Origin of the sequence: Burkholderia sp. AU30280 (genome assembly GCF_020420125.1) — a bacterium.
GTDB lineage: Bacteria > Pseudomonadota > Gammaproteobacteria > Burkholderiales > Burkholderiaceae > Burkholderia.
In genome coordinates this window covers 263,887-289,853 of sequence record NZ_JAIZRY010000008.1, presented here as the reverse complement: position 1 = coordinate 289,853, position 25,967 = coordinate 263,887, and the positions used below count along the sequence as shown (strand labels likewise).

25 protein-coding genes are annotated in these 25,967 nt (G+C 67.1%); 10 read left to right on the top strand and 15 right to left on the bottom strand.

Going from position 1 to position 25,967, the window contains the following annotated elements; all coding sequences use genetic code 11:
- Positions 1-237: 237 nt before the first annotated feature.
- The gene (locus LGN17_RS20460) at positions 238-969 is read left to right on the top strand and encodes a transporter substrate-binding domain-containing protein (protein WP_226198381.1); all 732 of its coding nucleotides are present in this window, start codon (positions 238-240) and stop codon (positions 967-969) included.
- A 545-nt stretch (positions 970-1,514) separates the two neighbouring features.
- Here the strand turns inward: LGN17_RS20460 and LGN17_RS20455 are convergent.
- Positions 1,515-2,054 (bottom strand): cytochrome b, encoded by a 540-nt coding sequence (locus tag LGN17_RS20455; protein WP_175969175.1) that lies wholly within the window; start codon positions 2,052-2,054, stop codon positions 1,515-1,517.
- Positions 2,055-2,225: 171 nt separating this feature from the next.
- On the opposite strand from LGN17_RS20455, the gene LGN17_RS20450 reads away from it, so the two are divergent.
- Complete coding sequence (locus tag LGN17_RS20450; RefSeq protein WP_264166003.1) at positions 2,226-2,579, top strand: EAL domain-containing protein; 354 nt, start codon at positions 2,226-2,228, stop codon at positions 2,577-2,579.
- A gap of 209 nt (positions 2,580-2,788) precedes the next feature.
- On the opposite strand, the gene LGN17_RS20445 is transcribed toward LGN17_RS20450, so the two are convergent.
- Positions 2,789-4,018 carry a peptidoglycan DD-metalloendopeptidase family protein gene (locus LGN17_RS20445; RefSeq protein ID WP_226198485.1) on the bottom strand — a complete coding sequence of 410 codons (1,230 nt, stop codon included), beginning with the start codon at positions 4,016-4,018 and terminating at the stop codon, positions 2,789-2,791.
- 153 nt (positions 4,019-4,171) lie between these two features.
- Here LGN17_RS20445 and LGN17_RS20440 point away from each other — a divergent pair, with 153 nt between their 5' ends.
- Both LGN17_RS20440 and LGN17_RS20435 read left to right on the top strand, forming a co-directional pair.
- Entirely contained in the window at positions 4,172-4,795 is a 624-nt protein-coding gene (locus tag LGN17_RS20440; protein WP_226198380.1) for a hypothetical protein, read from the top strand.
- Between the two features lie 286 nt (positions 4,796-5,081).
- Complete coding sequence (locus LGN17_RS20435; protein ID WP_226198379.1) at positions 5,082-5,414, top strand: cupin domain-containing protein; 333 nt, start codon at positions 5,082-5,084, stop codon at positions 5,412-5,414.
- Positions 5,415-5,576: 162 nt separating this feature from the next.
- Here LGN17_RS20435 and LGN17_RS20430 read toward each other — a convergent pair whose 3' ends face one another.
- Positions 5,577-5,876, bottom strand: a complete 300-nt coding sequence (locus LGN17_RS20430; protein ID WP_011350136.1) for an H-NS family nucleoid-associated regulatory protein — start codon at positions 5,874-5,876, stop codon at positions 5,577-5,579.
- Positions 5,877-6,158: 282 nt separating this feature from the next.
- Here LGN17_RS20430 and LGN17_RS20425 point away from each other — a divergent pair, with 282 nt between their 5' ends.
- Together LGN17_RS20425 and LGN17_RS20420 are read left to right on the top strand one after the other, a co-directional pair.
- The gene (locus LGN17_RS20425) at positions 6,159-6,647 is read left to right on the top strand and encodes a RidA family protein (protein ID WP_226198484.1); all 489 of its coding nucleotides are present in this window, start codon (positions 6,159-6,161) and stop codon (positions 6,645-6,647) included.
- Positions 6,648-7,436: 789 nt separating this feature from the next.
- The gene (locus tag LGN17_RS20420; RefSeq protein ID WP_226198378.1) at positions 7,437-7,688 is read left to right on the top strand and encodes a cytochrome P450; all 252 of its coding nucleotides are present in this window, start codon (positions 7,437-7,439) and stop codon (positions 7,686-7,688) included.
- Between the two features lie 21 nt (positions 7,689-7,709).
- On the opposite strand, the gene LGN17_RS20415 is transcribed toward LGN17_RS20420, so the two are convergent.
- Positions 7,710-8,864 (bottom strand): histidinol-phosphate transaminase, encoded by a 1,155-nt coding sequence (locus LGN17_RS20415; RefSeq protein WP_226198377.1) that lies wholly within the window; start codon positions 8,862-8,864, stop codon positions 7,710-7,712.
- Positions 8,865-9,274: 410 nt separating this feature from the next.
- Here LGN17_RS20415 and LGN17_RS20410 point away from each other — a divergent pair, with 410 nt between their 5' ends.
- From LGN17_RS20410 to LGN17_RS20395, 4 genes are all read left to right on the top strand, one after another.
- Positions 9,275-10,360, top strand: coding sequence for a helix-turn-helix transcriptional regulator (locus LGN17_RS20410; protein ID WP_226198376.1), 1,086 nt, complete (start codon positions 9,275-9,277; stop codon positions 10,358-10,360).
- 583 nt (positions 10,361-10,943) lie between these two features.
- Positions 10,944-11,930: a TRAP transporter substrate-binding protein gene (locus LGN17_RS20405; RefSeq protein ID WP_226198375.1), complete on the top strand. Its 987-nt coding sequence runs from the start codon at positions 10,944-10,946 to the stop codon at positions 11,928-11,930.
- Entirely contained in the window at positions 11,927-12,499 is a 573-nt protein-coding gene (locus LGN17_RS20400) for a TRAP transporter small permease (protein WP_226198374.1), read from the top strand. The genes LGN17_RS20405 and LGN17_RS20400 overlap by 4 nt, the downstream gene beginning before the upstream one ends.
- Positions 12,500-12,503: 4 nt before the next feature.
- On the top strand, positions 12,504-13,856 hold the full coding sequence (locus tag LGN17_RS20395) for a TRAP transporter large permease (RefSeq protein ID WP_039347791.1): 1,353 nt from the start codon (positions 12,504-12,506) through the stop codon (positions 13,854-13,856).
- Positions 13,857-14,002: 146 nt separating this feature from the next.
- On the opposite strand, the gene LGN17_RS20390 is transcribed toward LGN17_RS20395, so the two are convergent.
- From LGN17_RS20390 to LGN17_RS20340, 11 genes are read right to left on the bottom strand one after another with little or no spacing between them, the layout of a single operon-like run.
- A complete protein-coding gene (locus tag LGN17_RS20390; RefSeq protein ID WP_226198373.1) occupies positions 14,003-14,260 on the bottom strand; it encodes a hypothetical protein in 258 nt (85 codons plus the stop codon).
- A 32-nt stretch (positions 14,261-14,292) separates the two neighbouring features.
- A complete protein-coding gene (locus LGN17_RS20385) occupies positions 14,293-15,711 on the bottom strand; it encodes an FAD-binding oxidoreductase (protein ID WP_226198372.1) in 1,419 nt (472 codons plus the stop codon).
- 2 nt (positions 15,712-15,713) lie between these two features.
- A complete protein-coding gene (locus LGN17_RS20380; RefSeq protein WP_226198371.1) occupies positions 15,714-16,256 on the bottom strand; it encodes a permease in 543 nt (180 codons plus the stop codon).
- 53 nt (positions 16,257-16,309) lie between these two features.
- A complete protein-coding gene (locus LGN17_RS20375; RefSeq protein WP_226198370.1) occupies positions 16,310-17,389 on the bottom strand; it encodes an ABC transporter permease in 1,080 nt (359 codons plus the stop codon).
- Positions 17,382-18,395: an ATP-binding cassette domain-containing protein gene (locus tag LGN17_RS20370; RefSeq protein ID WP_226198369.1), complete on the bottom strand. Its 1,014-nt coding sequence runs from the start codon at positions 18,393-18,395 to the stop codon at positions 17,382-17,384. Before LGN17_RS20370 ends, LGN17_RS20375 begins: the two co-directional genes overlap by 8 nt.
- A 13-nt stretch (positions 18,396-18,408) precedes the next feature.
- Positions 18,409-19,482, bottom strand: a complete 1,074-nt coding sequence (locus LGN17_RS20365; protein ID WP_226198368.1) for a TauD/TfdA family dioxygenase — start codon at positions 19,480-19,482, stop codon at positions 18,409-18,411.
- Between the two features lie 3 nt (positions 19,483-19,485).
- Positions 19,486-20,148, bottom strand: coding sequence for a class I SAM-dependent methyltransferase (locus tag LGN17_RS20360; protein ID WP_226198367.1), 663 nt, complete (start codon positions 20,146-20,148; stop codon positions 19,486-19,488).
- A 35-nt stretch (positions 20,149-20,183) separates the two neighbouring features.
- Complete coding sequence (locus tag LGN17_RS20355; RefSeq protein ID WP_226198366.1) at positions 20,184-21,440, bottom strand: citrate/2-methylcitrate synthase; 1,257 nt, start codon at positions 21,438-21,440, stop codon at positions 20,184-20,186.
- Between the two features lies 1 nt (position 21,441).
- Complete coding sequence (locus LGN17_RS20350; RefSeq protein ID WP_226198365.1) at positions 21,442-23,292, bottom strand: acyl-CoA dehydrogenase; 1,851 nt, start codon at positions 23,290-23,292, stop codon at positions 21,442-21,444.
- Positions 23,292-24,383, bottom strand: coding sequence for a hypothetical protein (locus tag LGN17_RS20345; RefSeq protein WP_226198364.1), 1,092 nt, complete (start codon positions 24,381-24,383; stop codon positions 23,292-23,294). The genes LGN17_RS20350 and LGN17_RS20345 overlap by 1 nt, the downstream gene beginning before the upstream one ends.
- Entirely contained in the window at positions 24,380-25,954 is a 1,575-nt protein-coding gene (locus LGN17_RS20340; protein WP_226198363.1) for an acyl-CoA ligase (AMP-forming), exosortase A system-associated, read from the bottom strand. The genes LGN17_RS20345 and LGN17_RS20340 overlap by 4 nt, the downstream gene beginning before the upstream one ends.
- Positions 25,955-25,967: the final 13 nt, after the last annotated feature.

The window sequence follows — 25,967 nt, the reverse complement described above, 5'->3', positions numbered from 1 at the left end:
AAGCGGGTGTCGTGAGCTGAAAATTCCTCTCGTTGATCGTTCGTTCTGCGGGCAGTGACGAAGTGGTTGCTTGACGAGACGGTCATTCCGCATCGGCACTGCGACCAGCGGCGAATGGCGGCGCCTGGGCGACGCGCACGGCTCCGGACGACCCCGACGAGTCATCTGCACCACCAGGTAGAATGATCAGCACTCCGCTCTGATGCGGCCGCCGTTCCCACTTCTCGAGACGTGGCGATGAAGGTGACGATTGCGTACATCGACGAACCCCCTTTTGGATGGACGAAACCCGAAGGTGCCGCCACCGGCGCCGACATTGAATTGGCCGATGCCATTCTTCGGGCGATCGGCGTCACGCAGATCGAGCATCGACTGACGACGTTCAGTGAATTGCTGCCCGGCGTTGCGACCGGACGCTGGGACATGAACGTTCCGCTCTTCGTCACGCCTGAACGTGCCGAAACGGTGGCGTTCAGCGTGCCCGTATGGGGGATCGGAGACGGCTTTCTGGTTCGGGCCGGAAATCCGAAAGGTCTCGACAGCTATGCGTCGCTGGCCAAACGCGCCGATGCCCGCCTTGGCATCATTGCCGGACAGGTTCAGCACGACTCGGCGAAAGCGGCGGGCGTAAGCGGGGACCAGATAGTCATGTTCTCGCAACAAGCCGACGCGATCGATGCTGTCCTCTCCGGAAAAATCGACGCATATGCGAGTACCGCCGTCGGAAATCGCATCGTGGCGAATCGGATCGGCGGTTCCGCGCTCGAGGCCGTGCCGCACGTGCGGGGAACGGCGGATCAGCAACAGGGGCTCCCGCTCGGCGCGTTCTCGTTCAACCCGCGAGACAGCGATCTGCTCGATGCGGTCAACAGGCAACTCCGTGCATACCTGGGTTCGCCGGACCATCGTGCCAGGATGGCGGCATTCGGCCTGACGCAGGGCGAGATCGATCCCGCACTCGCGCAGTGAGCATGACGCTGGCGTCGACCGACGGCGGCCGATCGGCAACGCCAGATCGATGGCTGACGTGTCAGTGCCGCTCTGCCGATGATCGATTTCAGGCCAGTCCTTTTCAGGCAAGCGAGCCGCGAGCGTGGCGTGCGGCGCAGGAAGCACGCGTTGCCCGACAGCCTCCGTTGATCTGTCGCACCGTCGCCCGTTTGCGCGTTTGCGCGTCATTCAAACTGATGCCGTATCGGTCGTCGGGTGGCGTTTCTTCGCCGTATTTCATGGAGCGATCGGCGATATCGGGCAGACGGAAGATCCGTATCCGCTAAAGGTAACGACGATCCCTGGCGGACCGCATGGAAAATGGATCTCCAGGGCATCGTGGCGTGCTGAGCAGACTGGGTCAACGTGCCTTGTTCACCAACGGCGCGGACGGGCAACCTGCAAAGTATGCGGCCCCCGGAAAAGCACCAGGCAAACCCGTAGAGGATGAAGAGGGCGTACCCAGCCAGCGTGACCGATGTTCAAGGTGCCGCATTGGGCGAACGTCAACCGCCGCGTCGCGCTTAGATCCCCATCCGCTCCGCGACACCGTCCCGATCGACGAACTTGTGCTTCAGCCCGGCTGCGACGTGCATGACCAGCAGCAAGCCAAGCGTCAGCACCAGCGCGCGATGCAGTGCATCGGTCAGGAGCCGCAACGGTTCGTCGCGGCCGACCAGCACCGGCAATTCCGCGATTCCGAAGAAACTGACCGGATGGGCGCCAGCGAGGCGGTGCACGTAGCCGGTCAGCGGCACGAGAAACAGCAGCAGGTACAGCACGCCGTGCAGTGCACCGGCGATCCGCGCCTGCCACGCCGGCACGCTGGCCGGCAGCGGCGGCGGTGTATGCGTCGCACGCCATGCGAGGCGTGGCACGGTCAGCATGAAGATGAGGCTGCCGATCGACGCGTGATAGAACAGGATGCTGTTGAACCGAGACGAGTTGTGCGGAAATGTATCCATGTAGATCCCGATCAGCAGGTTCGACAGGATCAAGATTGCGATCGACCAGTGCATGGCGATCGCGAAGCGTGTGTAGGCGACGTGGTCAGGGCGTGACATTGCGGTCTCTCCGTTGCGGTGGGGCGTAGTGCACCGGCTCGTTCGACGTGATGAGCGGCGCGATGCCCCGATATACCGGAGCCGGCTGGGTTTTATTCCCGCGGGACGAATCGGTCGCCGTTCTGATCGTGTGGAAGGCAATCGAAATGGCTTGAAAGGTATGGGGCGTCCTTGGCGGCGTTGCGCCGGCCGCAATATCCGAAACGCATGAAGTACGGTTTGTTTCGGCACGGCGATCACCGTTGTTCGACGGACATGCCAACGGCCGCTTGCCGTCACGGCGCCCGTTTCACGGACTGCGGTTCGGGCAGCACGGACGACGCGATCGTGCGCGCGATCGTTGCGATCGTGCGCGCGCTGGGGCTCGATGTCGTGATGAAGGGCGTTGAGACGGAACAGCAGCTGGCTTTCCTGCGGGAGATCGGTTGCCACCAGGTGCAGGGCTTCCTGGTCGCGCGGCCGCAGCCCGCCGAACAGCGGGTCGGAATCTCGTCGCGCGTCGGCACCGAATTGCTGACCGAGTGAGTCGGTTGCCGACGCGAGCGTTGACTGACGCACGCGGCGCGCACGGGCTGCCGCGCGGTACGTCGACCGGTGTGTCGTGGACGCAGCTGCCGGTTCGCGGCAGGGGGCCGTGCGTCCTGGTAGCGGTCAGGCGCGCACGATGACTCGAACCGGGCCCGGGGCCGCGCGCGGCGCACTGCGGCAGCCCGGCGTGCGCCGCCGCGCCCGCGCTAATTCACGCATTCCGGCACCACCGGGTCATTGCTGTTCGTGTAGACGAATCCGTCGGAGATCCACTGATTCGAGTCGAGCCGATACCAAAGCCGTGTGGCGCCCCAGTTGCCATTCACGGAGTCGCCGTACCGGTGGCAAGCGAGCTGCACGGTGCGCCCGTTCTCGAGCGTACCGACAATTGGCGCCGACAGCGAAGGCGCGCTGCGCAGGTTCGCCTGCCCCGGCGCCTGTACGCGCGCACTGACGGGCGTGGACGGATCGCCGGAATCCGCGCTCCCGTAGTTGACCAGCCAGGCCTGCGGGGAGACGCGCCGTTGATTGCGAACCGCGTATCCGGAATACGGTGAAGTGCCTTCGAAGAATTGCCAGCCGCCGATCGTCATGCCATTGACGGACACGTCATTGCCGTCCTTGCTCAATGAAAAGTGAACGTGCGGCCCCGTCGTTTGTCCGCCGCACGGCAGGCCGTTTCCGACGGTGCCGAGATATTCCCCCTGACGGACACGCGTACCGCTGTTCAGCGACGTCAGCTGGACCATGTGGTAATAAGTCGTCGCATAGCCATTGTCGTGAACCACCTTCACGATCGCGCTGCCGTTGCGCTCGCAGCTCTTGTAAAGATAGCCGTCTCGCGCCGCCAGCACGCGGCCGTTGCCACCCGAGAAATCGAGCGAGTTATACGGCCTGCTTTGTCCGGACCAGCCGTGTGCGCCGCCCGTCCAGTACCACCCGGCATTCGGCTCCCACGGCAACGCAAGGCCCGGTTGCGGCAATGCCGCCGCCCGTGGCGCGAGCGAGGCGCGTCGTGACGCGAGATTTTTTCGTTCGTCGGCCGCGAGCAGCGTGGGGGGCGCCGCATCGAGCAGTTCTCCGAACGTGCTGCTGCCCTCCACACCCGTGATCCATCGGCCATTCACGTTGCGCGCGATGAACAGCTTCGTGACGGGATCGGCGGATTCGTCATCACGCAGGATTTGCGTCGCAGTACCGAATATCCATCCGGAAACGTCATCGGTCTTGATTGCCTCGACCAGGTTGCTGTCCGACTGGGCCGGCAGTGCCAACGTCCTGCCCGATCGGGATTCAAGCGCCTGCTCGATCGAGCGTTGCAACGACGTCTCGATCGGCGCTGCATGGGCGATTTCGGCCAGGCTGGCTGCAATCAGCAGCATTCCAGCGATGGCTTTAATCGAATTCGATGCAGAACGGCCTGATATATTGCGCATAGTTAAATGCACCATGAATAGGGTTTGCAAGAAGTTCACGACAGCGGCGTCAAGCCTACATCATTCGTCATTCATTGCAAGCAAAATGCAATGTATATTTGTCTTATTTTAAATGGCTGATAAAGTTGAAATTATTGATGCGATAATTTCAACGTGATTTTTTCGATCCTGAAGCCGGAGTCGGTCGATCTGGAGTCGTCTTTCTGGTTTCGATGGTTTTTCGATGAATCAAAGTGGTTTGATCGAGCAGATATCTGTCTCCATTCCGGCGCCACACTCGAAACAATCGATGCAGGCGGGAACATGGGGTCACTGTCGCGCGATGCGAAGAACGCCGGTCAACCCGACAAGACTGCCGATTCACCGGTTGCTGCAGTGCCGGAACCGCGGCAAGTGGAGCAAGGCCGCCGCCTCGACGGCATCGCTCAATGGCTGCTGGCGCTTGCCGGACACGATGGCATCCTGCTCTTCGCGCAGGTCGTGCCTCTGCCGGCAAGCCAGGTTGATAAAAGCACTCTCTACGCAATGAAGTCCGTCGAATGCCGATTCAGTTGTTTTCGTCCATCCCGGCCTGCCGGTGAATCTGCAAACCGGTTCAGGATGTCGACATGTTCGAGTTGCAATGTGCAGATTAGGCAGTCTCGACTCGCGCCGCCATATATCGAGGCGAGAATGGGCCCGGATTTTTCCCGACATGTGGGGTGTCGGTTTGCGGTCGCGGAATATTTCTTGAAAAACTGGCGCGCATTATTCAGTTCAGGTCACGCCAATACGTGAGTGCTCAAAAGACATTCCCGACACATGGCAACCGGACGCGCAAAGATGGCGATCTGGCTATCTGCGCGGCGTAGGTTGCCGTCGTCGGCAAATGCGAACGCGAACGCAACCCGGCCGAGGTCATGCAATCAATTCGCCGCGATCGATTCATTGGCGTGTTCATGGATGTGCTTGAACCGGTCTTGCCCGAGCAATGGTGTTCGTCAGGTCATTGGGCTAGAGTGAGCGCTTCCCCGGCGCCTTCGAACCGGCTTCCCCCTACGCGGATCATCGACGAGGCCAATCCATGCAACTTCAAACCGGTAACCTGTTCGCCACCGAAGGCCGGCGCGGCGACGATGAGCAAATCGATCTCCTCGTCACGGGCCAGCGTCTGAACGTCGAGCGAATCGTATCGATGGGGCACAAGAGCCCCGACGGCTTTTGGTATGACGACTCACGCGCCGAATGGGTCGTGTTGTTGTCGGGCGCAGCCGTACTCGAATTCGAAGAAGGCCCGACGCGCCATGAAATGCACCCTGGCGACTACGTGCTGATCGAGCCGCATTGTCGCCATCGCGTCGCGTGGACGCACGAAGAAACGCAATCCGTCTGGCTTGCGATTTATTACGAACGTTGAATCAGGAAAAATTGGGCGGAATGCGATCGGGCGCGTAGCATGCCGCCACGCGCCGAATGAGACAAAGCTTCATCAACCGGAACGGTCTTTGAATACCGCCGGTATCGATGCCCAAATAACAGGACGGCGTGCTGAACCGCACGCCGTTGCACGTCTGGAATCTTATTCCTGGATCAGGAATCGATTGCGATTCTTCGCGTCCTTGATCCATGCAGGCGCGCGACCACGGCCCGACCAGGTTGCCCCGGTCTTCGGGTCGCGATACTTTGCCTGCACGGGGGCGGCCGCTTGCTTGGCCGGTCGACCACGGCGCGTACCGAAAATATCCTTCTCGGTAATGCCGAATTCCGCCACCTTGGTGCGGATGTCGTCGACGATCGCCTGGAATTCCGCGGCACGTGCAGCTTCGGCTTTCTCGGCCAAAGCTTCCATTTGGGCTTTCAGTTCCTTGTACGTTGCCATGTATCACTCTTCAGGTTGAGTACACACATGATAGCGGTTTCAGCGGAAAATTTTGAGGAAATTCTCTTCTACGACGCGTTTTGTTGTCGATAAGACGACACAGGACTGCTTCGAACACCTGAAAAGTGTGTCATGTTTGAGAAATCGTAGAGGGTTACCCGGACACTTTTAACGGCAGCGGCACGTCGCTTTGACCGTTCCCGGCGGGTTTTCTTCTTGAAGACAAGCGGCATAAACTTAACTCCGCTTTACATTTTTTATGAAGTATCGGGGAATTCACCCATGAACAGAGACGATAAGCTGAGCCGGATCTCGGCCGAATTCGGCTTCAATCCGGACGAGGAAATCAGGATTGGTGGAAAGTACCGGCCCGTCCTGGTCGACGGGAACACGGCCTACATTGCCGGTCAGATTCCGCGGATCGGCGATGTGGTGCATTTCGTTGGCGTCGTGGGGGAATCCGTTTCGCTCGACGAAGCTCGCCGGGCCGCCGGCGTATCGGCGCTGCGTGCGCTCTCGCTGATCAGAAAGCACTGCGGCACGCTCGACGCGATCGCGACGGTGCCACGCATCACCGTCTATGTGCGAAGCACGGCTGACTTCACGATGCAAAGCGAAGTGGCTGACGGCGCATCCGATGTCCTGTACGCGGTGCTTGGCGACGCAGGCGTCCACGCGCGTTCGTCGGTCGGCGTGCTGCAATTACCCAAAGGCGCGTCGGTGGAAGCGGATTTCATTTTCGGGTTGAAGCAGGGCGATGCCGATGGCTGACTGAAACGGGTCGTCTCTCGCGGGTGCGTAGTTCCGCGAAACATTCGGATATCCGGCGCACGACGCGCCTGCGAGTGACAACAGGCCCTGCAATGCCGAAAGAACAAGAAACGGCTGCCGAACGAATTCGAAACGTCGCTCGACGAAGAGGATCTCGCGAAGGTTCAGGCGGCATTCGATACCTGTGATGCGAACCTGCGCGGCGGGCGCGGAAGGTGGGCTGCGCTGTCGTGCGACCTGCATCCAGACGATCTCGCTCGTCGAGCAGGGGGCGGACGTTGCCGTGGCCGACGCATACGGCGCACGGCGCTCCACGTTCGCGCTCGCAGTCGTCGCGCATGGGGGGCGTGCACTACGCCCGTGCATGCCACGCATCCGTGCCTCCTGCCTGCCCGGCGGCAGTGTGCTGACAGCGCGCCGTTCAAGTGGCCGGTGCGATGGCGCCCCGTCGCCGGCCGGCAACCGCCTACCTGCCGCGCGACTCCGGGCTTCCCGTCACCACCGGAAATCACCGTCCCGCCAATCTCGCCCCGCATCCCCACTTTGGGAGATGCCAATCACCCGACAGCAAGCCTACGATTGACCGCAGGGCATCGGGCCGGATGTCATCAGAACAAACGGACAGGCCCACCGTTCCGTATCGAAATCAGCACATGCCTACGAGGTTGACTGACACAGCTTCTGCGTACGATGGCGACACGACGTGTGCGGTGAGTCGTTTGCATCGCAACACGATGGCGCGTTGATGACGGAAGGCCTGTTGTCGTATTTCGGGGAATTTCAATCCATATGCTGGCACGAGACTATGCAGAACGAGAGCTCTCTCACATTCAGAGAATGGTCGCTCTCCTGGACAGCGAGACGAACGCTGACGACGTGTCGATGTCGGGCGCGGGGCGTGTGCGACATCCGAGCTACTGGCGCGGGCGCATCGAGGAGCTGCTGTCGGCGCCCGATGTGCCGCGCAACGTCAGGACGCTCAGCGAAGCGGTGCTCGCGAAGCTCGACGCGATGGAAATGCGGTTCACGACGATGAAGTAAATACATCGTCGAATGCGGCGCTTACATGCGCTCCCTCGCGTCGCCGACCGGATGGCCGGTCGCTTGCCTGGGCGCCATCACGTCAAGCAGGGCCGCGCGAAACGCGGCCATCTCCGCAGCGGTGCCGATGGACACGCGAAGATACGCCGGCGGGCCGGACTCGCGAATCAGGACGCCGTGGCGCAGGAGTCCGCTCCAGATCCGGTACCGATCCGCAAACTCGCCGAACATCACGAAGTTGGCATCGGAATCGGCTACCGTGAGGCCCAGGCCACGCAGCCAGCGGACGGTCGAATCGCGCTCGGCCTTGATGGCCTCAACTTGCGACAGCATCTCGTCGCGCGCGGCCAGCGCCGCGCAGGCCGCCGCCTGGGTAAACGCGGACAGGTGGTAGGGCAATCGAACCAGCTTCAGCGCTTCGACGATCGCCGGTGCGCACGCGCAATACCCGACGCGGCCGCCCGCGAACTTGAACGCCTTGCTCAACGTGCGGGTGACGACGAGCCGCGGATGCTCGGGCAGCAGCGTCACCGCGCTGGGGACGCCGCGACGCCGGAACTCCGCATAAGCTTCGTCGACGACGACCACGCCCGGCGCGACGTCGAGTATCGCGCGGATATCGTCGATCGGCAGCGCGGTGCCGGTCGGGTTGTTCGGCGACGTCAGCAGCACCACGCTCGGCTGGTGCTCGCGAATGCTGTCGAGCGCCTGATCCCGATCCAGCGCGAAATCCCTGGTGCGCGGCAACGTATGCAGGCGCGTGAAAGTCGTGCGGCAGTATTCGTCATACATGGGATACGCGGGTGTGAAGGCCAGCGCCGAACGCCCCGGGCCGCCGAATGCCTGCAGGATCTGCTGGATCACTTCATTCGAGCCGTTGGCCGCCCAGACGCGCGAGGCGTCGACCGTCACCCCGGTGTCGTGCGTCAGATACGCAGCCAGATGCGCTCGCCGCGCGGCAAAGTCGCGATCGGGATAGCGGTTCGCCGCGCGCGCCGCGTCGGCCACCGCGGTCGCGATGCGCTCGACGAGCGCGGGCGACGGCGGATACGGATTCTCGTTGACGTTCAGGCAGACCGGCACATCGAGCTGCGGCGCCCCGTACGCGTGCTGCAAGTCGAGATCCTCGCGGAGCGGTAAATCCGGCAACGCGATTGCTTTCCAGGGCTGTTGCATTGAAGACACTCCATAACGGGTTCGATTGATCGGCGCGGCAGGTTTTCAAGGCGGTAAAAAACAAAAAAGGCGCCGGAGGCGCCTTGGTTGTCGTCTTGATCGGGTATTGACCCGATGCAATTGCTAGATGCGAAACGAACCACGGCGCAACCGGGGGCGGCCGTGGTGATGGTGCAGCGAGAGCGTGGTGTTTCGAATCGTCATGCGCCGCATCATGGCATACCGTGATCCGGATGAAAAGCGATCGGCATCGCGTGTGCCGGAAAAACGGCCATTACGTCAGACGATAACGGTAACAAACGTGGTATTTCGATCAAGCGCGAACGAGTGATTCAAACGTGGGCGCCGATTGACTAAGATGCGCAGAAGACGTTCGACAAAAACGCACGGCGCGGGGTGGCCAGATGCAAATGAACGGATTGATTCCATCGGCATGGGTCGATGACGTCTATGCTGCGGCACTCGGCGATCAGCGATGGGAAACGGTGCTGGACGGGCTGCGATCGTGGGTCGGCGTGCGCATGGTCACGCTGCTGTCGTTCGACGACGAGGCGCGGGTGCCGGCGATCGAGCAGGCGGCGGGTGACGACGCGTCGTGGGTCGCCGCGTGTTACGACGCCTACAACACCGAGTTCTATCTGTACGACCCGGTCGTGCCGGTCGCCGCCAACTGGCCGGCGGGCCGCTGGTTCGAGGACGTCAAGCACCTGTCCGCCCACCAGCGCGCGCATGGCGCGTTCTACCAGGAATTCCTTCACCCTTATGGGCTCGGCAGCATCTCGGGCCTGTACATCCGTCGCAGCGAGGGTTCCGGCGCATTCCTCAGCGTCCAGAACGGCCCCGAATCGCAAGGCCTTTCCGACGATCAGCGCCACGCGATCGAAACCATGGGGATGCACATCGGCCGCGCGCTGCAGATCCAGGCACGGATCGGCGCGCTCGAGGCGCGCGTGGCCGCCGCCGAATCGGCGCTCGATGCGCTTCCGGTGCCGGTCTTCCTGCTCGGCGAGCAGCGTGAGCTGCGCTATACGAATCGCGCTGCCGATCAACTGCTCGCGGCCGAACCGGCGCTGCGGGTGGTGAACGGGCGATTCGCGCCGGAAGGCTGTGTCGACGATGCGCAATGGCGGCGCGCGTACGCGCGCGGCGGGCTGCTGTTGCGGCGCTCGAAGGGCGAACCGCTGCCGCTGGCGCTGATGCCGGTGCCCGAGCAGTCCCGCCTGATGCGCGAGCGGCCGGGCGTCGCGACGCTGATGACGGCCGCCGACCTGCGCTCGCCGTCGGCCCGCGCGCAGCGGCTGCGCGTGTTCTACGGGCTGTCGTCGGCCGAAGCCGAACTCGCCGTGCTGCTGTGCTGCGACGGGCTGTCGCCGCAGGAATGCGCCGGGTTGCGCGGCGTGTCGATCGGCACGATCCGCTCGCAGATCAAATCGATCTACGCGAAGACGGCAGTGGCGCGCGCGGCGCAACTGACATCGCTGGTCATGCAGACGTGATGGGGCGCGGGGCAGGCCTGGGCGCCTGCCGCTGCCCGGATTCCCTGTCGTTCCTTCCCGGTCGTGCCGCACGCGGCGGTGCGTGGCCGGCGCGCGTGCATGGCATCGCGCCAACGGACTAGCGCCAACGGACTAGCGCCAACGGACTAGCGCCAACGGACTAGCGCCAACGGACTAGCGCCAACGGACTAGCGCCAACGGACTAGCGCCAACGGACTAGCGCCAACGGACTAGCGGTGTGATCAGTCATCCTACGACAAATGTAAGTGACGCGAAAGATTACTTCCCGATGCCAGCGGGAGCAACGGGCCGTCTCTCCTGCTCGAATGCAGCTCCCGTTTCAGAAAACGTTTCGCGCAAATTCGCCTAAACAGAGAAAGCGATTCCCTGAAACTTCCCCAAAACCCGTCATGGCAATGGTTCTACGGGTATGCACCAAGTGAGTTAAACGATTAACCGACGTACATTCGCGTCAACACGTCATACGACATATGACTCAGCGGTCAGCGCGCACGGCGCCGAAGCATGCGCATGCCGTCGGACCGCCGCGCAACAACAAGCACAACCATCAAGGAGACTGACGATGAAGCACCGATTCAACCGCTCCCGAGTCGCCCTGGCCGTCGCGCTGATGGCCGGCTTCGCGATGTCCGCCCAGGCGCGCGTGTTCCGCTCGGCGGACGTGCATGGCGACAACTTCCCGACCAACATGGCCGTGAAGTTCATGGGCGACGAGCTGTCGAAGCAGACGGGCGGCAAGGATTCGATCAAGGTGTTCGGCAACAGCGCGCTCGGTTCGGAGAAGGACACGGTCGACCAGGTGCGGATCGGCGCGATCGACATGGCGCGCGTGAACGGCGCGTCGTTCAACGAGATCGTGCCGGAATCGCTGATCCCGTCGTTCCCGTTCCTGTTCCGCGACATCGATCATTTCCGCAAGGCGATGTACGGCCCGGCCGGCCAGAAGATCCTCGACGCGTTCACCGCGAAGGGGATGATCGCGCTGACGTTCTACGAGAGCGGCGCGCGCTCGATCTACGCGAAGCGCCCGGTGCGCTCGCCGGCCGACATGAAGGGGCTGAAGGTGCGCGTGCAACCGTCCGACCTGATGGTCGACGAGATCAGGGCGATGGGCGGCACGCCGACGCCGATGCCGTTCGCAGAGGTGTATACGGGCCTGAAGACGGGGCTCGTCGACGCAGCCGAAAACAACATGCCGTCGTACGAGGAAACCAAGCACTACGAAGTGGCGCCCGACTACTCGGAGACGCAGCACGCGATGACGCCGGAAGTGCTGGTGTTCTCGAAGAAGGTCTGGGACACGCTGTCGCCGCAGGAGCAGGCGGCCATCAGGAAGGCGGCGGCCGATTCCGTGCCGTACTACCAGAAGCTGTGGACCGCGCGCGAAGCGTCCGCGCAGCAGGCCGTGACGAAGGGCGGCGCGAAGATCCTGCCGGCCGCGCAGATCGATCGCGCGGCGTTCGTGAAGGCGATGCAGCCGCTGTGGACGAAGTACGAGAAGACGCCGCAGATGAAGCAGATCGTCGACGAGATCGAGGCCACCAAGTGACGCGTCGCACTTCCCTGAACAGCGCGGCGGCCACGGGTGGGGCGGCCGTCGCCCCGGACGGCGCGGCGCCGGCGCGGCCGCATGCCGCGCCGCTCTTGCGCTGCGTGAACGACGTGCTGTTCCGCGTGCTGGCCGTGATCGCGTCGGCGTGCCTCGCGGTGCTGACGGTGCTGGTGTTCTACGCGGTCGTGATGCGCTACGTGTTCGAGAACGCACCGGATTTCGTCGAGCCGATCGCGCTGCTGCTCGTGATCGTGATCGCGATGTTCGGTGCGGCGATGAAGGTGCGCGACGGCGGCCATATCGGCCTCGATTCGCTCGTGCGCCGGCTGCCGCCGACATCGCGCACGGTGGTGATCGCGATCCAGCACCTGAGCCTGATCGCGTTCGCGATCATGATCATGGTCGGCTGCGGCAGCATGGCCGCCGAGACGATGGGCGATCGCATCCCGATCATCGGGATTCCGGAAGGTGTGCGCTACCTGATCGCGATGCCCGCGGCGATCGCCATCATCCTCTTCTCGCTCGAGCACCTGCTCGCGCTTCGTCGTTCTACGCCGGGACAATAACGCCATGGAACTCGCGATCCTGTCCGTCAGTTTTCTGATTTTCCTCGTGCTGGGCGTGCCCGTGTCGTTCGCGCTCGGGATCGCCTGCGTGCTGACCTATATGGTCGAAGGCTTGCCGATCGCGACCGCGATGCAGGCCATGATTTCGGGGATGAATGCGTTCTCGTTCCTCGCGGTGCCGTTCTTCATCTTCTCCGGCGAACTGATGCTGCACGGCGGCATCGCGGACCGGATCCTGCGCTTCGCGCAGGCGACCGTCGGCCACTTCCGCGGCGGCCTCGGGATGGCGAACGTCGTCGCCTGTACGCTGTTCGGCGGCGTGTCGGGCTCGCCGACCGCCGATACGTCGGCGATGGGCGGCGTGGTGATTCCGCTGATGAAGCGCGAAGGCTACAGCGCTGCGTACGCGGTCAACGTGACGACGCATGCGTCGCTCGCCGGCGCGCTGATGCCGACGTCGACCAACATGATCATCTACGCGTTCGCCGCGCAGGGCATCACCGGCATGCTGCACGGCCAGCCGGTGAGCGGCGTGTCGATCGGCGACCTGCTGTTCTCGGGGCTGCTGCCGGTGTTGTGGGTGATGGGCTTCGTGCTCGCCGCCGCATACTGGCAGGCCGTGCGTCACGGCTATCCGCGCCGTGAAGACGGCTCGTCCGCGCTGCCCGCGTTTCCCGGCTGGTATGCGGTGCTGCGCAGCTTCGTCGGCGCGGTGCCCGGCCTGATGGTGATCGCGATCATCCTCGTGTGCGTCGCGAAGGGGATTGCCACCGCGACCGAAGCGGCCGCGATCGCCGTCGTGTACTCGCTGGTGCTGACCGCGGTGGTCTACCGGACGCTGACGGCCGAGAAGCTGCGCCGCGCGCTGTCGCATGCGGCGCGCACGACGGGTGTCGTGCTGCTGCTGATCGCGGTGTCCAACATGCTGCGCTTCCAGATGTCGTACCTCGAGATTCCGGATGCGATCGAAGGGCTGCTGAAGCAGTCGACCGCGGCGCCCTGGCTGATGCTGCTGTACATCAACATCATCCAGGTGTTCCTCGGCACGTTCGTCGACATGGCCGCGCACATCCTGATCACGACGCCGCTGTTCCTGCCGATCGCGATGGCGTGCGGCGTCGGGCCGGTGCAGTTCGGGATCATGCTGCTGCTGAACTGCTCGCTCGGCCTCGTGCACCCGCCGATCGGCTCGGTGCAGTTCGTCGGCTGCGCGATCGGCAACGTGTCGATCGGCGAGACCACGAAGATGGCGTGGCCGTATTACCTCGCGATCTTCAGTGCGATCAACATCGTCACGTACCTGCCGTTCTTCTCGACATGGCTGCCGAGCGTCATCAGCGGGCACGCGGTGTTCTGATCGCGCGCTTCGCTTGTCTTCGCCCGTCGCGGCGCCGGACGACCGAGGTGGTCCGGCGCCGCCTTTGCATGCGTCGCTCCATTCATATCACCGGAAGACGCGTGAGCACGAAGACACGCAGCAGTGCCGCTCGCGGCGAGCAGAGCCTATCTGTCGACCGACGCATCCGGGGCACCCCCATTGCATGGCGGTCCATCGGCCTGCCGATCATCACGCCAATCCGCCAGCTCGCGCCACAGCGCCGGGCGCGCGTGATCGCGGGGCGACAGTGCGATCACGTAGACGGCGCCGCGCACGTTGACCACGACACCCGAGTCGGGCAGCGTGGCCGGGATGCCGGAGAACGGCGGCTCGGCATCCGGTTCGGAAGTGGTGCCCGGGCCGGGCGGGTGTCGAAGGGTCATGCGAATTCTCCGTGGCGCCGTGCAACGGCGCATCAATAGCGGACACGCCCGATCAGACCCAGCGGGTCGATCGCGTGCTGGACGGCGGCGGCGACCTGCCGTTGTGATGCCGGCACATGCTTGCGGTAGTACGCGACGTTCACCGGCCCGACGCCATGCTCGGCGCTGAAGCAGCCACCGGCCCGCACCACGCGGTCGTACAGCGCGCCGCGCAGCGCCACCTGCTGCAGCGGCCCGTAGCGTTCCGCACTCGCGTGCGGGATCGACACGACGAGATGACAGCCACCGTCGCCGAAATGCCCGAACGCATGACAGCGCAGCGACGGATGCGCGGCCGCGATCCATTGCTCGGCATCGGCGACGAACGCGGCCAGTGCGCTGCGCGGAAACGACACGTCGAACGACAGCGGCAGGCCATCCTGCGCGACCGCGGCGGGCAGCGCGTCGCGGATTCGCCAGAACCGTTCGGCCGGCGCGCAGGCCGCGTCGAGCACCACGCGTTCGCCCGCCAGCGCGTCGAGCGTCGCGATCGTGCGTTCCTCGAGCAGCGCATCGAGCCCCGCCATGCCGGTCGCGATCTCGACCAGCGCATAGCATGCCGCTGCGTCGGCGTCGAACGGAATGCGCAACGCCGGAAACGCGGCCGCGACGCAGCCGACGGCCGCCGCCGACATGAATTCGAATGCCGACAGCATCTCGCCGAATACGCGCTCGAACGCGAGCAGGCCGGCGAGCGCTGCGTCGTAAGACGCAAACGCGACGAACGCGGCGCACGACGACCGTTCGAGCGGCGCGAGGGCGAACGACACGGCCGTCACGAGCCCGTTGGCGCCGTTCGCGCCGATGAAGCATTGCGCGACGTCGAAGCCCGCGTTGCGTTTGCGCAGCGGCGCGAGCGCGTCGATCACGGTGCCCGCCGCATCGGCGAGCACGACTTCGACGCCGAGCACGTTGCGGCGCACGTTGCCGTACTTGATCAGGCGGCTGCCGCCCGCATTGGCGCCGACGAGGCCGCCGGCCGTCGGATCGCTGCCGAGGTCGATCGGCAGGCAGAGGCCGGCTTCGGCCGCCACGCGGTTGATGTCGGACAGCCGCACGCCGGCCTCGACCGTGATGCTGCGATTCGCCGCGTCGAACGCGCGAACGGCACGCATCCGGTCGAACGACACCACGCATTGCGTGCCGCTGCGATCGGGCACGGCGGCGCCGACGAGCCCGGTGCGCGCGCCCTGCGCGACGAGCGCGATGCGGTGCGCGACGGCGATCCGCGCGAGCGCGCTCGTGTCGGCGGTCGAGGCCGGCCGCGCGACGCCGAGCGCGATGCCGCCGTGGAGCGTCACGTCCGTCGTGTAGGGCTCGCATGCGTCGTCCGACGCACCGTCGAGCCAGCCGTCGCCGAGCGTCGCGGCGAGCGCGTGCCGCTGCGCGGTGCGGTCGGGCAGCGCGCTCATCGTCAGCCGGCCCGCACGAGCTGCTTGCGCAGGCGGCCGCGCACGACGACCAGCGCGATCAGCGGCACGACGCCGCCCCACAGCGGACTGTGGCGCATCGTGATCGACACGGCGAGCGCGACGACGGTGACGGCGAGCAGCACGATCGACAGCGAGCGCGCCCGGGCGTGGTCGACGAACGTGCCGTCGACGAAGCCGCCGTCCGACCACGCGGTATGCACGATGCCGACGACCAGCACGCAGACGAGCATCGCGGCCGGCCCGAGTTCCTCGCCCCACAAACGGCTACCTGTCGGCGACACGAGCGCCAGCACCGCGCCGATCACGAGGAACAGGTCGACGCCGAGCGCGATGCTGTTGCGGTCCGCGCGGCGGATCAGCCACGCGCCGTGCACGAGCGCCAGCACGCCGCCGATCAGGAACGCGTGCGTCCAGCGCACGTCCGGCTGCTCGGGGCCGAGCCGGCCATAGAACAGGAACACGATCGCCGGCAGGAAGTTGCTCGCGTGCAGCAGGTAGTCGGTCATGGGATTGCTCGATTTCATCGGGGGATTCTCCTTCGTCGAAACGTCGAAACAGCGAAACAGCGGGCGACGCGTCAAGCGTCGTGCCAGCGGAACAGCCGCACGGCGGCGAACAGGAACAGCGCGGTGCTCGCGGTCATGCCGAGCAGTTGCGGCGCGAGCTGCGCGTACGAGGCGCCGTCGACCAGCGCGCCGCGCAGCGCGACCGCGAACTGGTTGGTCGGCAGGAACGCGAGCACCGCCTTCAGCCAGGCCGGCGCGTCGTGCATCGGGATCGTCAGGTCGCTGAAGAACAGCAGCGGGTAGTAGGTGACGTTGCAGGCGAGTTCGGCGGCGGCCAGCGACTGGGTGCGGCTCGCGAGCAGCACGCCGATGCTGAGCACCATCGCCGCGCCGAGCAGGACGATCGGCAACGCGCGCAGCCCGTCCGGCGTCGCGATCGGCAGCGCGATGCCGAACGCGACGCGTGCGACCGTCAGCAGCACGAGCGCCGACAGCGCCATCATCACCATCCGCGCGACGATCAGCGCGGCGAGGAACACGCCGCGCGAGACCGGGAAGCACACGTACAGCTTGAACGTATTGCGTTCGCGCAGCGAGGCGATCGCGGTCGTCGTCGAATTGAGGCCGATCGCCATGAACGCCATCACGAGAATGCCGGTCGCGAAGAACGCGCCATAGTCGAACGGGCGGCGCGCCGGCGCCGCGTTCTCGAAGCGCGCCTGCGCGGCGGGCACCCCGAGCCGCTGCGCGGCGCAGCGCGCGAGCGCGATCTCGACGACGCGCGACGCGGCCTTGACCGCGAGCGAGCCGTTGAAGTCGTAGCGGATCGTCGCGGGCGTGCGCACGTCGTTGCCGAGCACGACGGTCACGCGATCGGCCGCCGCGCCGCGGCCGTCGAAGGTCGCCTTCACCGTGTCGCTGTGCGAGAAGCTGGCGACGATCTGCGCTTCGCAGGCGCGGCTGTACGGCGTTGCGCCGCCGGGCACGTCGAACGCGATGTCCGCGGTGCCGAGCGAACCCGAGCCGCCGAACGCGAACAGCATCACGCTCAGCAGGAACAGCGGGAACACGAGCGTCCAGAACAGCGACGAGCGGCTGCGCAGATAGCCGAGCAGCTCGTTGCGCACCAGGATCAGGAACACCTTAGTCATGGGAAGGGCCCTCGGTACAGAGGCGCAGCAGGTCGCCCGGCGTGCTCGGCGCGAGCGCGAGATGCTGGATGCCCTGTTCGCCGACGATCCGGTGCACGTTCGGATGCAGCGTCGCATCGCCGAACACCTCGACGACATGCGCGGCCGATACGCGCACGCCGGTCACGCCCGGCAGCGCCGCGAGGCGCTTGCGCAGCGCGCGGGCATCGGCTTCATCGCGGCAATGCAGGACCGCGCGCGCCTCGCCGACGAGCTCGGCGCGCAGCGCGTCCTTGTCGCCCTGGTAGCGCACGCCGCCGTCGCGCACCCACACGAGATCGTCGACGACGGCCAGTTCCTCCTCCGCGTGGCAGATCATCGCCACGCTCGTGCCGCGCGCGCGCTGGCGCAGCAGGTCGATCACGACGCCCGCATAGCGGCGGTCGAGGCCGGTGAACGGTTCGTCGAGCACGGCGAGTTCGGGCCGGTGCGCGAGCGCGACGTAGAGATCGACGCGCTGGCGCTGCCCCTTCGACAGCGCGCGGCACGGCTTGTCGAGCAGTTCGGCGATGCCGAGCGCATCCGTGACCGCCGCATCCGCGCGCACGTACATCGCACGGTGCAGCGCGACGATCTCCGACACGCGCAGATGGTCGGGATACTCGACCTTCTGCAATTGCGCGCCGATGCGCCGCAGCGACGGCGTATCGCGCATGAAGCGCGTGGCCGGCACGTCGAGCACGCGCACGTCGGTGCCGCCGCGCCGGAAGCCGAGCAGCGTCTCGAGCAGCGTGGTCTTGCCGGAGCCGTTCGGCCCGACGATCGCGGTGACGGCGCCGAGCCGGAACCGCACATGCCGCGCGGAAAAACGGAAATCGCCGGCCGCGACGTCGATCGCGCGCGCGCCGAGCGCCGCGCCCGGCGCGTGCGCATCGGGCAGCGGCGGCGTGGCCGTGCGCAGCGGCCGGTCGAACGCGGTGTGCGGGCCGAACAGCGCGCGCACGGAGGCGAGGAACGAATCGCTCATCGTCGGCTTCCTGTCAGTCGAACAGCATGACCTGCGTGTCGCGCGCGCCCCGATACGGGTTGCGGCCGTGCGCGACCAGCATGTTGTCGACGACGAGCACGTCGCCGGCCTGCCACGGGAACGCAAGCTCCTCGTTGTCGAACGCGTCGTAGATCGGGGCGAGATCGTCGAACGGCATCGGCGACCCGTCGCCGTAGCGGATCTCGTACGGGAACGCGGCGCGCCCGGCGTACATGCGTTGCAGGTAGCGGAAGCTCAGCTCGCCCATCGAACGCGGGTTCGGGTGTTGCGCGCTCGCCTGGTTGAACCACACCGTCTCGCCGGTGCGAGGATGCGTGCGCAGCGCGCTGCCGACGTGCGACACGGTCACACTGCCGTCGTCGAGCCAGCGGCAGCCGACGCCGCGCTCCGCGCACAGTCGCTCGACCTCGTCGCGCTCGCGCGTGCCGAACGCGTCATGCCACGGCCGGTGGTATTCGGCGAACGGCAGGTTCGGGTTGGCGGCGAGGCCGTCCGCGCGATCGCCGGGCGCCGCGAAATTGCGCAGGTACATCACGCCGCGTTCGGCGAACCGTTCGCGCAGCGCGGCCGGCACGCGCGCGGTTACGCGCCGCATGTCGCAGATCGGCGTCTCGCCGCCCGCGTCGGCCGGCTGCCGGCAATAGAACGCGACGAGGCGCGGGAACGCGGGCATGTAGGCCATCTCCTGGTGCAGCCCGATCTTGAACGGCGGCGGCATGCGGGTCGACTCGTACACCTGGCCGTCGATCTGCCGGCGGGGCGCCGCGCCCGCCGTGTAGCCGTGCGCGTGTGCCGGATACAGCGCGCCGAGGCGGCCGAACGCGGCGGTGTCGGGTACCGCGAAGCCGCGCCACAGCAGCGCACCGCACGCGTCGAGCAGCGTGTCGATCGTGTCGAGCCGCGAGCGGTACCATGCGACGAACATCTCCGGCGAGGTCGCGAGTTCGGCGCTGCGCGGCGTCACGCACAGCGGCAGCGTCGCGCCGGGCGCGACCGCCGAGCAGTGCACGTCGTCGGCGCCGAGCCGCGCGGCGGCGTGTGCGGCGAGGAAGGCGAGGTCGGTCATCGCTCAGGCCAGCGCCGGTTTCTTCAGCAGGATCTCGAAGCCGAGCGCGCCGAGCCCGGCGCTCGGGCTGTAGATCGACGCGACTGCCGCGAGACCGGCTTCGGCGACGAGCGCATGGGCTTCGTCGAGCGTGATCTTTTCCTCGACGTGGGTCGGCGGATAGTCGGCGGCGGCGCGCATCTCGGTGAAGCGGTCGAGCAGGTGCTGCGGCGCGTCGCGGCGCATGTCATGGACGAGCGCGATGCCGCCCGGCTCCAGCACGCGATACATCTCGGTGAGGCTCAACGCCTTGTCGGGCAGGTGGTGCAGCGTCGCGCGGCCGACGGCCATCGTCAGCGCGCCGTCGTCGAACGGCAGCGCGAGCGCGTCGCCCACGCGCATCTCGATCGTGTCGTCGAGATCGAGTTCGTGGATGCGCGGGCGGCCTTCGTCGAGCATCGCCGGATCGAGGTCGATGCCGACGTAGCGCCAGCCGCGCATCGCCGGGTCGGTCGCGAGCCGCACCGGCACGACGCCGGTGGCCGTGCCGATGTCGGCGATCACGCCGGGCGTCATCCCGCGCGCGAGCTGGCGGATGCGGCTGATGAACAGCAGGTCCCACGGTTCGAGCGTTTCGGTGGCGAAGCGATCGTAGTCGTTCGCCGGGCGCAGGTTCTTGAGCAGCATGACGTTCCTTTTGCTGAGTGCGGAGGGAGGAAGGTTCACAGCCAGCCGACCGGCACGGCGGCCAGCAGCCGTCGCGCGGTCGCGCTGTTGACGCCGAAAGCGGGGCGGCGCCGGCGTTCGACCGCATGCGCGGCCATCGCCGCGATGCGCGCGCCGAGCCCGACGCCGACGCCCCACGACGGCGCGGCGACCCCGAGTTCGAGCAGCGTCGCGGCCGTCAGGAAATCGATGTTCGGCCGCAAGGCGCGGCGGGCGTCGGCTTGCGCGCAGCACGCGTCGAACAGCGTCACGTACGCGCCGTCGAAGCCGTGCGCCGCGAACCGCGCGCGCATGTGCGGCGGACGCGGGTCCGCGACGAACAGCGGATGGCCGAAGCCGTACAGCGTGTGCTTCGCGTCGAGCGTTGCATCGACCGCCGCGCGCCCGGCCGCGTCGAGCGCGGCGGGTGGTGCGTCGGCGCCGCCCGGGACCGATTGCGCGAGCGCGGCGAGCCAGTGCATCGCTTCGAGCGCGGCGCCGACGTGGGACGGTCCGCTCGCGAGGAAACCGGATGCGATCGCCTGCGTGAGCGTGACGCCGGTGCCGATCGCGACACGCGGCGCGAGCACCGTCGGCGTGATGTAGCCGAAGCCGGCGTGCCACGCGACGAGCAGCATGTCCATCGCGGCTTGCGCCGGGGCATCGGTGCGCGTCGCGCCGGTCAGCACGAGCATGCGTTGTGCGTGGTTCGACGTGGCGGCGAGCGCTGCGCCGGCTGCGTCGTCGCGCACGGCGAACGGGCGGCCTTCGATCGCCGCGTGCAGCAGGAACGGCGCGGCGGCCGCGCACAGCAGCATCGTGTCGAGATCGGCGTCGCCCGGCGCTTCGCCGCGCAGGCGGGCCGTCACGTCGTCGAAGCCGCGCAGCAGGCCGGATGCCGCCGCGAACACCGGCGCGACACCTGCCGCGCCGAGATCCGCTGCGACGGATTGCGCGGCCGAGCCGGGCGCCAGTGCCTCGGCGAACGCCGCGAGCCGCGTGCCGATTGCCGCCTCGTGCGCGCGATGTGCGGCGCTGCCGGGCGCGACGTCGAACCACAGGTGTGCGAGCGCGCCTTCGAACGTCGTCGCGCCGATCAGCGCGTTCAGGTCGAGATCGCGCACGCGCAGCGCTTCGGGTTCGAGCGTCGCGCCGTCGAGGTCGGTGCCGCGATGGCGAGTCGCCGGGCGGCCGAGCAGGTTGCGCGGCGCGTCGCCTGCCGGGGGGCGCGTGGCGGCCGAAGCTGTCGCGCCGGAGTCGAGGGTCGTATCCATGTCATTCCACCTGCGCGAGTTCGTCGCTGCTGACGCTGATCGCCGCCTGTGCCATCGCGGCGATCACGGCCGCGTGCTGGTCGACGACGGGCAGCACGTTCGCGAAGTAGTAGCGCGCGCTCTTCAGCTTGCCGCGATAGAACGCGAGTTCGGCGGGCGTGTCGGCCGTTTCCGGTGCGTCGAGCCGCCGCGCGGCGATCGTCGCCGATTCGAGCAGCACCCACGCCGACGTGACGATGCCGAACATCTCGAGAAAGCGCGTGTAGAACTGGCTGCTGCGATGCGTGTGGCCGTCCTGCACGTCGCGCGCGATGTCGTCGAGCGCGGCGGCGATGCGGTCGGCGCCCGCGCGCAGCGCGTCGAACAGCGGGCGCAGCTCCGCATGCGTGCCCGCGTGATGCTGGCGTGCAAGGAACACGTCGAGCTCGTCGCGGTAGTACTGGATCAGCCGCGAATGACGGCCGAAGCCGAGCTTGTCGCGCACGAGGTCCTGCGCCTGGATGTAGTTCGTGCCTTCCCAGATCGACAGGATCTTCACATCGCGCGCGTTCTGCTCGACGGGGCTCGCATCGGTATAGCCGAGCCCGCCGTGCACCTGGATCGCGGTTTCGCAGATCCGCCATGCCTGGTCGGAGATGAATGCCTTGCAGATCGGCGTCAGCAGCAGCTGGAGCTTGCGATGGCGCTCGATCTCGGCCGGGTCGGCGTCGGGCGTGGCTTCGAGCATCGCCGCGCGCGTCGCGGTCGCGGCGAGCTTGCCGAGCAGGCCGCGGCAGCCGTCGACGCGGCTCTTCATGTCGACGAGCATGCGCTGCACGTCCGCGTGCTCGACGATCGCGACGCGTGCGGCGTGGGTGTTCGATGCGCGCTCGATCGGCCGGCCCTGCAGCCGGCGCCCCGCATACTCGACCGCATGCAGGTACGCGCTCGACGCGACGCCGACGCCGAACATCCCGGTGCTCATCCGTGCCTGGTTCATCAGCGGCATCAGTTGCAGCAGGCCGACGTTGCGGCGGCCGCCGAGCAGCCAGCCTTTGGTCGTGCCGTTCGCGCCGAACACGAGATGCGTGTTCGCGCAGCCCTTGAGCCCCATCTTGCGCGGCAGGCCGATGCAGTCGACATGGTTCGGCTGCAGTTCGCCGGTTTCCTCGTCAGGCCAGAAGCGCGGCACGACGAGGCACGACAGCGAGAACGAGTCGGGCGACGCGGTGTCGATGCGGCCGAGCACGAAGTACAGCGTGTTCTCGGTCAGCTCGTGCATGCCGGCCGAGATGTAGACCTTCTCGCCGTCGATCGCATAAATGTCGCGTTCGAGCGGCGTCGCGCGCAACGCGACCGCGGTGAGGTCGGTGCCGGCCTGCGGTTCGGTCGCACAGAAGCAGGCGTCCCAGCGGTACGCCTCGAGCGGTGTGATCAGCGCCTTCTGGTGCGGCGTGCCGTGCATCTGCAGCAGCTTGATCGCGGGGCGCGTGAAGCCGCCATACGTCATGAACGACGGGTTCGCGCCCATGAACATCTCGTAGATCATCTGCGTGACGATCGGCGGCAGCCCGTGCGCGGTGCCGAACAGCGTGTTCGACCATTCGTCGCGAAACCGCGCCCACAGCGCGTGGAAATGCGACGGAATGCGCACCTGGCCGTCGTCGAGCAGCGTGCAGCCTTCGACGTCCGCCTGCTGGTAGCTGCGGCCGAGATCGAGCGCGAAGTCGCGCGCACGTTCGAGCAGCGCGTCGATCGACGCGCGGTCGTGCGTGCCGTACAGGCCGTGTTCCGCCAGGAACCGCTTGTCGGCCTCGAACAGTTCCCACAGAAAGAAGCGCAACTCGCGCAGGCTCACCTTGTAGGCGCTCATCACGCGTCTCCTTCGATATCGAGTGCGGCATCGAGGCCGCCGGCGAGGTCGACGACGGCCGCCGCCGCCGCGCCATGCAGGGCCGCATCCCACACGAGCACCGTGCGGCGTTCGCCTTCGTCGAGCGCGCCCGCGAGCCGGATCAGCGCGGCGGCCGATTCGGCCGACGACAGGTGGCCGGCGGCTTCATGCTGGATGCGGGCGGCGACCGGGATCGACGCGGCATCGGCCACGCGCGCCGCGAAGCCGGGATCGAAGCCGGGCGGCACGCACCAGTCGATCTGGCCGGCGCGCAGCCCGGCCATGTCGAGCGCGCGGCGGATCGCGCGGGCGGCGACCGGTGCGAGCGCGTCGCGCAGCGCGCCCGGCGCGTCGGCCCACGGATCGGCGATCGACGGCCCGAATTCGACCGCGACGGACCGCACGCCGCCCCAGTCGGCCGGCTCCGGTGCCGGGCCCGCGCGCGACACGAGCAGCGCGGCCGCCGCGTCGCCGTAGCCGACCAGGTCGCCGAACTGGCGGAAGAACGGATAGAGCCACTTGTCGCTGAGGATCACGAGCGCCTGGTCGCCTTCGTCGAGCAGCCCGTCGAGCAGCATCAGCGCCGAATACCAGCCGAGCGTGCCGTTCTGGCCGAGCGCGAACGGCGTCACGCGCTGCAGGCCGAGTTCGTACTGCATGCGGCCGACGACCGAGTCGCCGATGCCTTCGTTGAGCGCGCAGCTCGCGACGATCACGTGGGTCGTGCGGGCCAGCTGCCCGGAGCCGAGCTGGTCGCGCAGGTCGAGGGCCGCGTCGGCGGCCAGGTCGGCGAGACTGCGCCCGGGCGGCGCGACCCGCAGCGTGGGCCGGCCGCCCGGCGCGAGGCGCGTGCTTTCGTCGGGCGTCAGCGCCCCCATGCCGCGCGGCCGCGCGAAGCGTGCCTGCGGCAACAGCAGGTGCCGGTAGCCGGGATGGCGTTCCTGGGCCTGGATCGCGCTGAACACCACGGCAGGCGGCAGCACCACGACGCCGCCGGACAGGGCCAGCGTGCCGGGCTCAGCGACGCGGCGCGCGCCGAGGCAGGTTTCATCGAGCGTCGACAGGGTCATGCGGCGGTCTCCTCGTTCGTGCGCGCGAACGCGTCGCGATACTGGTTTTTCAGCGCGGGGCGGTCGATCTTGCCGTTCGGGTTGCGCGGCAACGCCGGCAGCGGCTCGACGACGAGCGGGCTCATGTAGGTCGGCAGCGCGTCGCGGCAGGCGCGCGCGATGTCGGCGCGGCATGCGTCGGCGTCGAGCGTCGAGACGACGCATGCGGCGATCGCTTCGCCGAGCGACGCGTGCGGGACGCCGAACACCGCCGCTTCGCGGATGTGGGGCAGCGCGAACAGCACGTCCTCGACTTCGGTCGGGCTGACGCGATAGCCGGACGTCTTGATCATGTCGTCGCCGCGCGCGACGAAATACAGGTAGCCGTCCGCGTCGCGCCGCACGATGTCGCCGGACCACACGGCGACGTCGGGGCGCGGGATCTCGCCGTGCCGGCGCGGCAGCGGGCGAAAGCGCTGCGCGGTCAGCTCGGGCCGGTTCCAGTAGCCGAGCGTGACGAACGCACCGCGATGCACGAGTTCGCCGGGTTCGTCGGCCGCGCATTCGCTGCCGTCCGCGCGCAGCACGAGGATCTCGGCGTTCGGCACGGCCTTGCCGATCGACGTCGGGCGCAGCGCCGCGTCGGCCGGCGGCAGGTAGGTCGAGCGGAACGCTTCGGTCAATCCGTACATCAGGTAGGGCGCGGCGTGCGTGAACAGCGCCTGCAGGCGATGTAGCAGCGGCGTCGCGAGATGGCCGCCGGTGTTCGCGAAGCGGCGGATCCGCGTGCGCGCCGTGTCGCTCCAGCCCGCGGACGCGAGCTGCATCCACAACGGCGGCACGCCGGTGATCGACGTCACGCCGAACGCGTCGCAATGGCGCGGCACTTCCGCCGGCTGCAGGAAGTCGAGCGGTGCGTAACACGCGCCGGACGCCAGCGCGGTCGTGAGCTGGCTCAGGCCCGCGTCGAAGCTGAGCGGCAGCACGCCGAGCACGACGTCGTCGTCGGCCAGCCCCTGGTACGCGGCAACGCTGTACGCGCCGGACACCAGATTGCGGTGCGACACGACCACGCCTTTCGGCTTGCCGGTCGAGCCGGACGTGTAGAGCAGCGCGGCGGGATCGTCGTCCACCGGCCGGCCGGCGAGCGCCTGCGCCGGCGTGTCGGCGCCGGGCGCATCGATCGCATCGGCCAGTTCCTCGATCAGCATCGCGCGCTCGCCGACGAGCGCGGCGAGCGCCGGCAGGCGCTTCAAGCGCTGCGCGCCGGTGATGAACAGCGCCGCGCCGCTGTCGGCGACGATGTGTTCGATCTGCGCTTCCTTCAACTGCGGATTGACCGGCACGAAGATCGCGCCGAGCGTGTTGGCCGCAAGCATCGCAACCACGGTTTCGATGCGTTTCGGCGCGTAGATGGCGACGCGCTCGCCTGGCTGGACGCCGCGCGATGCGAGCGCGGCTGCCGCGCGCCGAACCGCGCGCGCAAGCTGTTCGTAGGTCATCGTGCCGCCGCCGTCGGCATACGCGGGATGCCGCGGCCAGCGCGCGGCGCCGTGTTCGAGCAGGTCGGCGACGCTGATCAGGGCGTTCATGATCGGTTCCTCG

Bases quoted from the DNA above. Each gene is read 5' to 3' on its own strand.
- LGN17_RS20460 (WP_226198381.1), top strand. From the start codon at position 238: ATGAAGGTGACGATTGCGTACATCGACGAACCCCCTTTTGGATGGACG.
- LGN17_RS20455 (WP_175969175.1), bottom strand. From the start codon at position 2,054: ATGTCACGCCCTGACCACGTCGCCTACACACGCTTCGCGATCGCCATG.
- LGN17_RS20445 (WP_226198485.1), bottom strand. From the start codon at position 4,018: ATGCGCAATATATCAGGCCGTTCTGCATCGAATTCGATTAAAGCCATC.
- LGN17_RS20435 (WP_226198379.1), top strand. From the start codon at position 5,082: ATGCAACTTCAAACCGGTAACCTGTTCGCCACCGAAGGCCGGCGCGGC.
- LGN17_RS20430 (WP_011350136.1), bottom strand. From the start codon at position 5,876: ATGGCAACGTACAAGGAACTGAAAGCCCAAATGGAAGCTTTGGCCGAG.
- LGN17_RS20425 (WP_226198484.1), top strand. From the start codon at position 6,159: ATGAACAGAGACGATAAGCTGAGCCGGATCTCGGCCGAATTCGGCTTC.
- LGN17_RS20420 (WP_226198378.1), top strand. From the start codon at position 7,437: ATGCTGGCACGAGACTATGCAGAACGAGAGCTCTCTCACATTCAGAGA.
- LGN17_RS20415 (WP_226198377.1), bottom strand. From the start codon at position 8,864: ATGCAACAGCCCTGGAAAGCAATCGCGTTGCCGGATTTACCGCTCCGC.
- LGN17_RS20410 (WP_226198376.1), top strand. From the start codon at position 9,275: ATGAACGGATTGATTCCATCGGCATGGGTCGATGACGTCTATGCTGCG.
- LGN17_RS20405 (WP_226198375.1), top strand. From the start codon at position 10,944: ATGAAGCACCGATTCAACCGCTCCCGAGTCGCCCTGGCCGTCGCGCTG.
- LGN17_RS20395 (WP_039347791.1), top strand. From the start codon at position 12,504: ATGGAACTCGCGATCCTGTCCGTCAGTTTTCTGATTTTCCTCGTGCTG.
- LGN17_RS20390 (WP_226198373.1), bottom strand. From the start codon at position 14,260: ATGACCCTTCGACACCCGCCCGGCCCGGGCACCACTTCCGAACCGGAT.
- LGN17_RS20385 (WP_226198372.1), bottom strand. From the start codon at position 15,711: ATGAGCGCGCTGCCCGACCGCACCGCGCAGCGGCACGCGCTCGCCGCG.
- LGN17_RS20380 (WP_226198371.1), bottom strand. From the start codon at position 16,256: ATGAAATCGAGCAATCCCATGACCGACTACCTGCTGCACGCGAGCAAC.
- LGN17_RS20375 (WP_226198370.1), bottom strand. From the start codon at position 17,389: ATGACTAAGGTGTTCCTGATCCTGGTGCGCAACGAGCTGCTCGGCTAT.
- LGN17_RS20370 (WP_226198369.1), bottom strand. From the start codon at position 18,395: ATGAGCGATTCGTTCCTCGCCTCCGTGCGCGCGCTGTTCGGCCCGCAC.
- LGN17_RS20365 (WP_226198368.1), bottom strand. From the start codon at position 19,482: ATGACCGACCTCGCCTTCCTCGCCGCACACGCCGCCGCGCGGCTCGGC.
- LGN17_RS20360 (WP_226198367.1), bottom strand. From the start codon at position 20,148: ATGCTGCTCAAGAACCTGCGCCCGGCGAACGACTACGATCGCTTCGCC.
- LGN17_RS20355 (WP_226198366.1), bottom strand. From the start codon at position 21,440: ATGGATACGACCCTCGACTCCGGCGCGACAGCTTCGGCCGCCACGCGC.
- LGN17_RS20350 (WP_226198365.1), bottom strand. From the start codon at position 23,292: ATGAGCGCCTACAAGGTGAGCCTGCGCGAGTTGCGCTTCTTTCTGTGG.
- LGN17_RS20345 (WP_226198364.1), bottom strand. From the start codon at position 24,383: ATGACCCTGTCGACGCTCGATGAAACCTGCCTCGGCGCGCGCCGCGTC.
- LGN17_RS20340 (WP_226198363.1), bottom strand. From the start codon at position 25,954: ATGAACGCCCTGATCAGCGTCGCCGACCTGCTCGAACACGGCGCCGCG.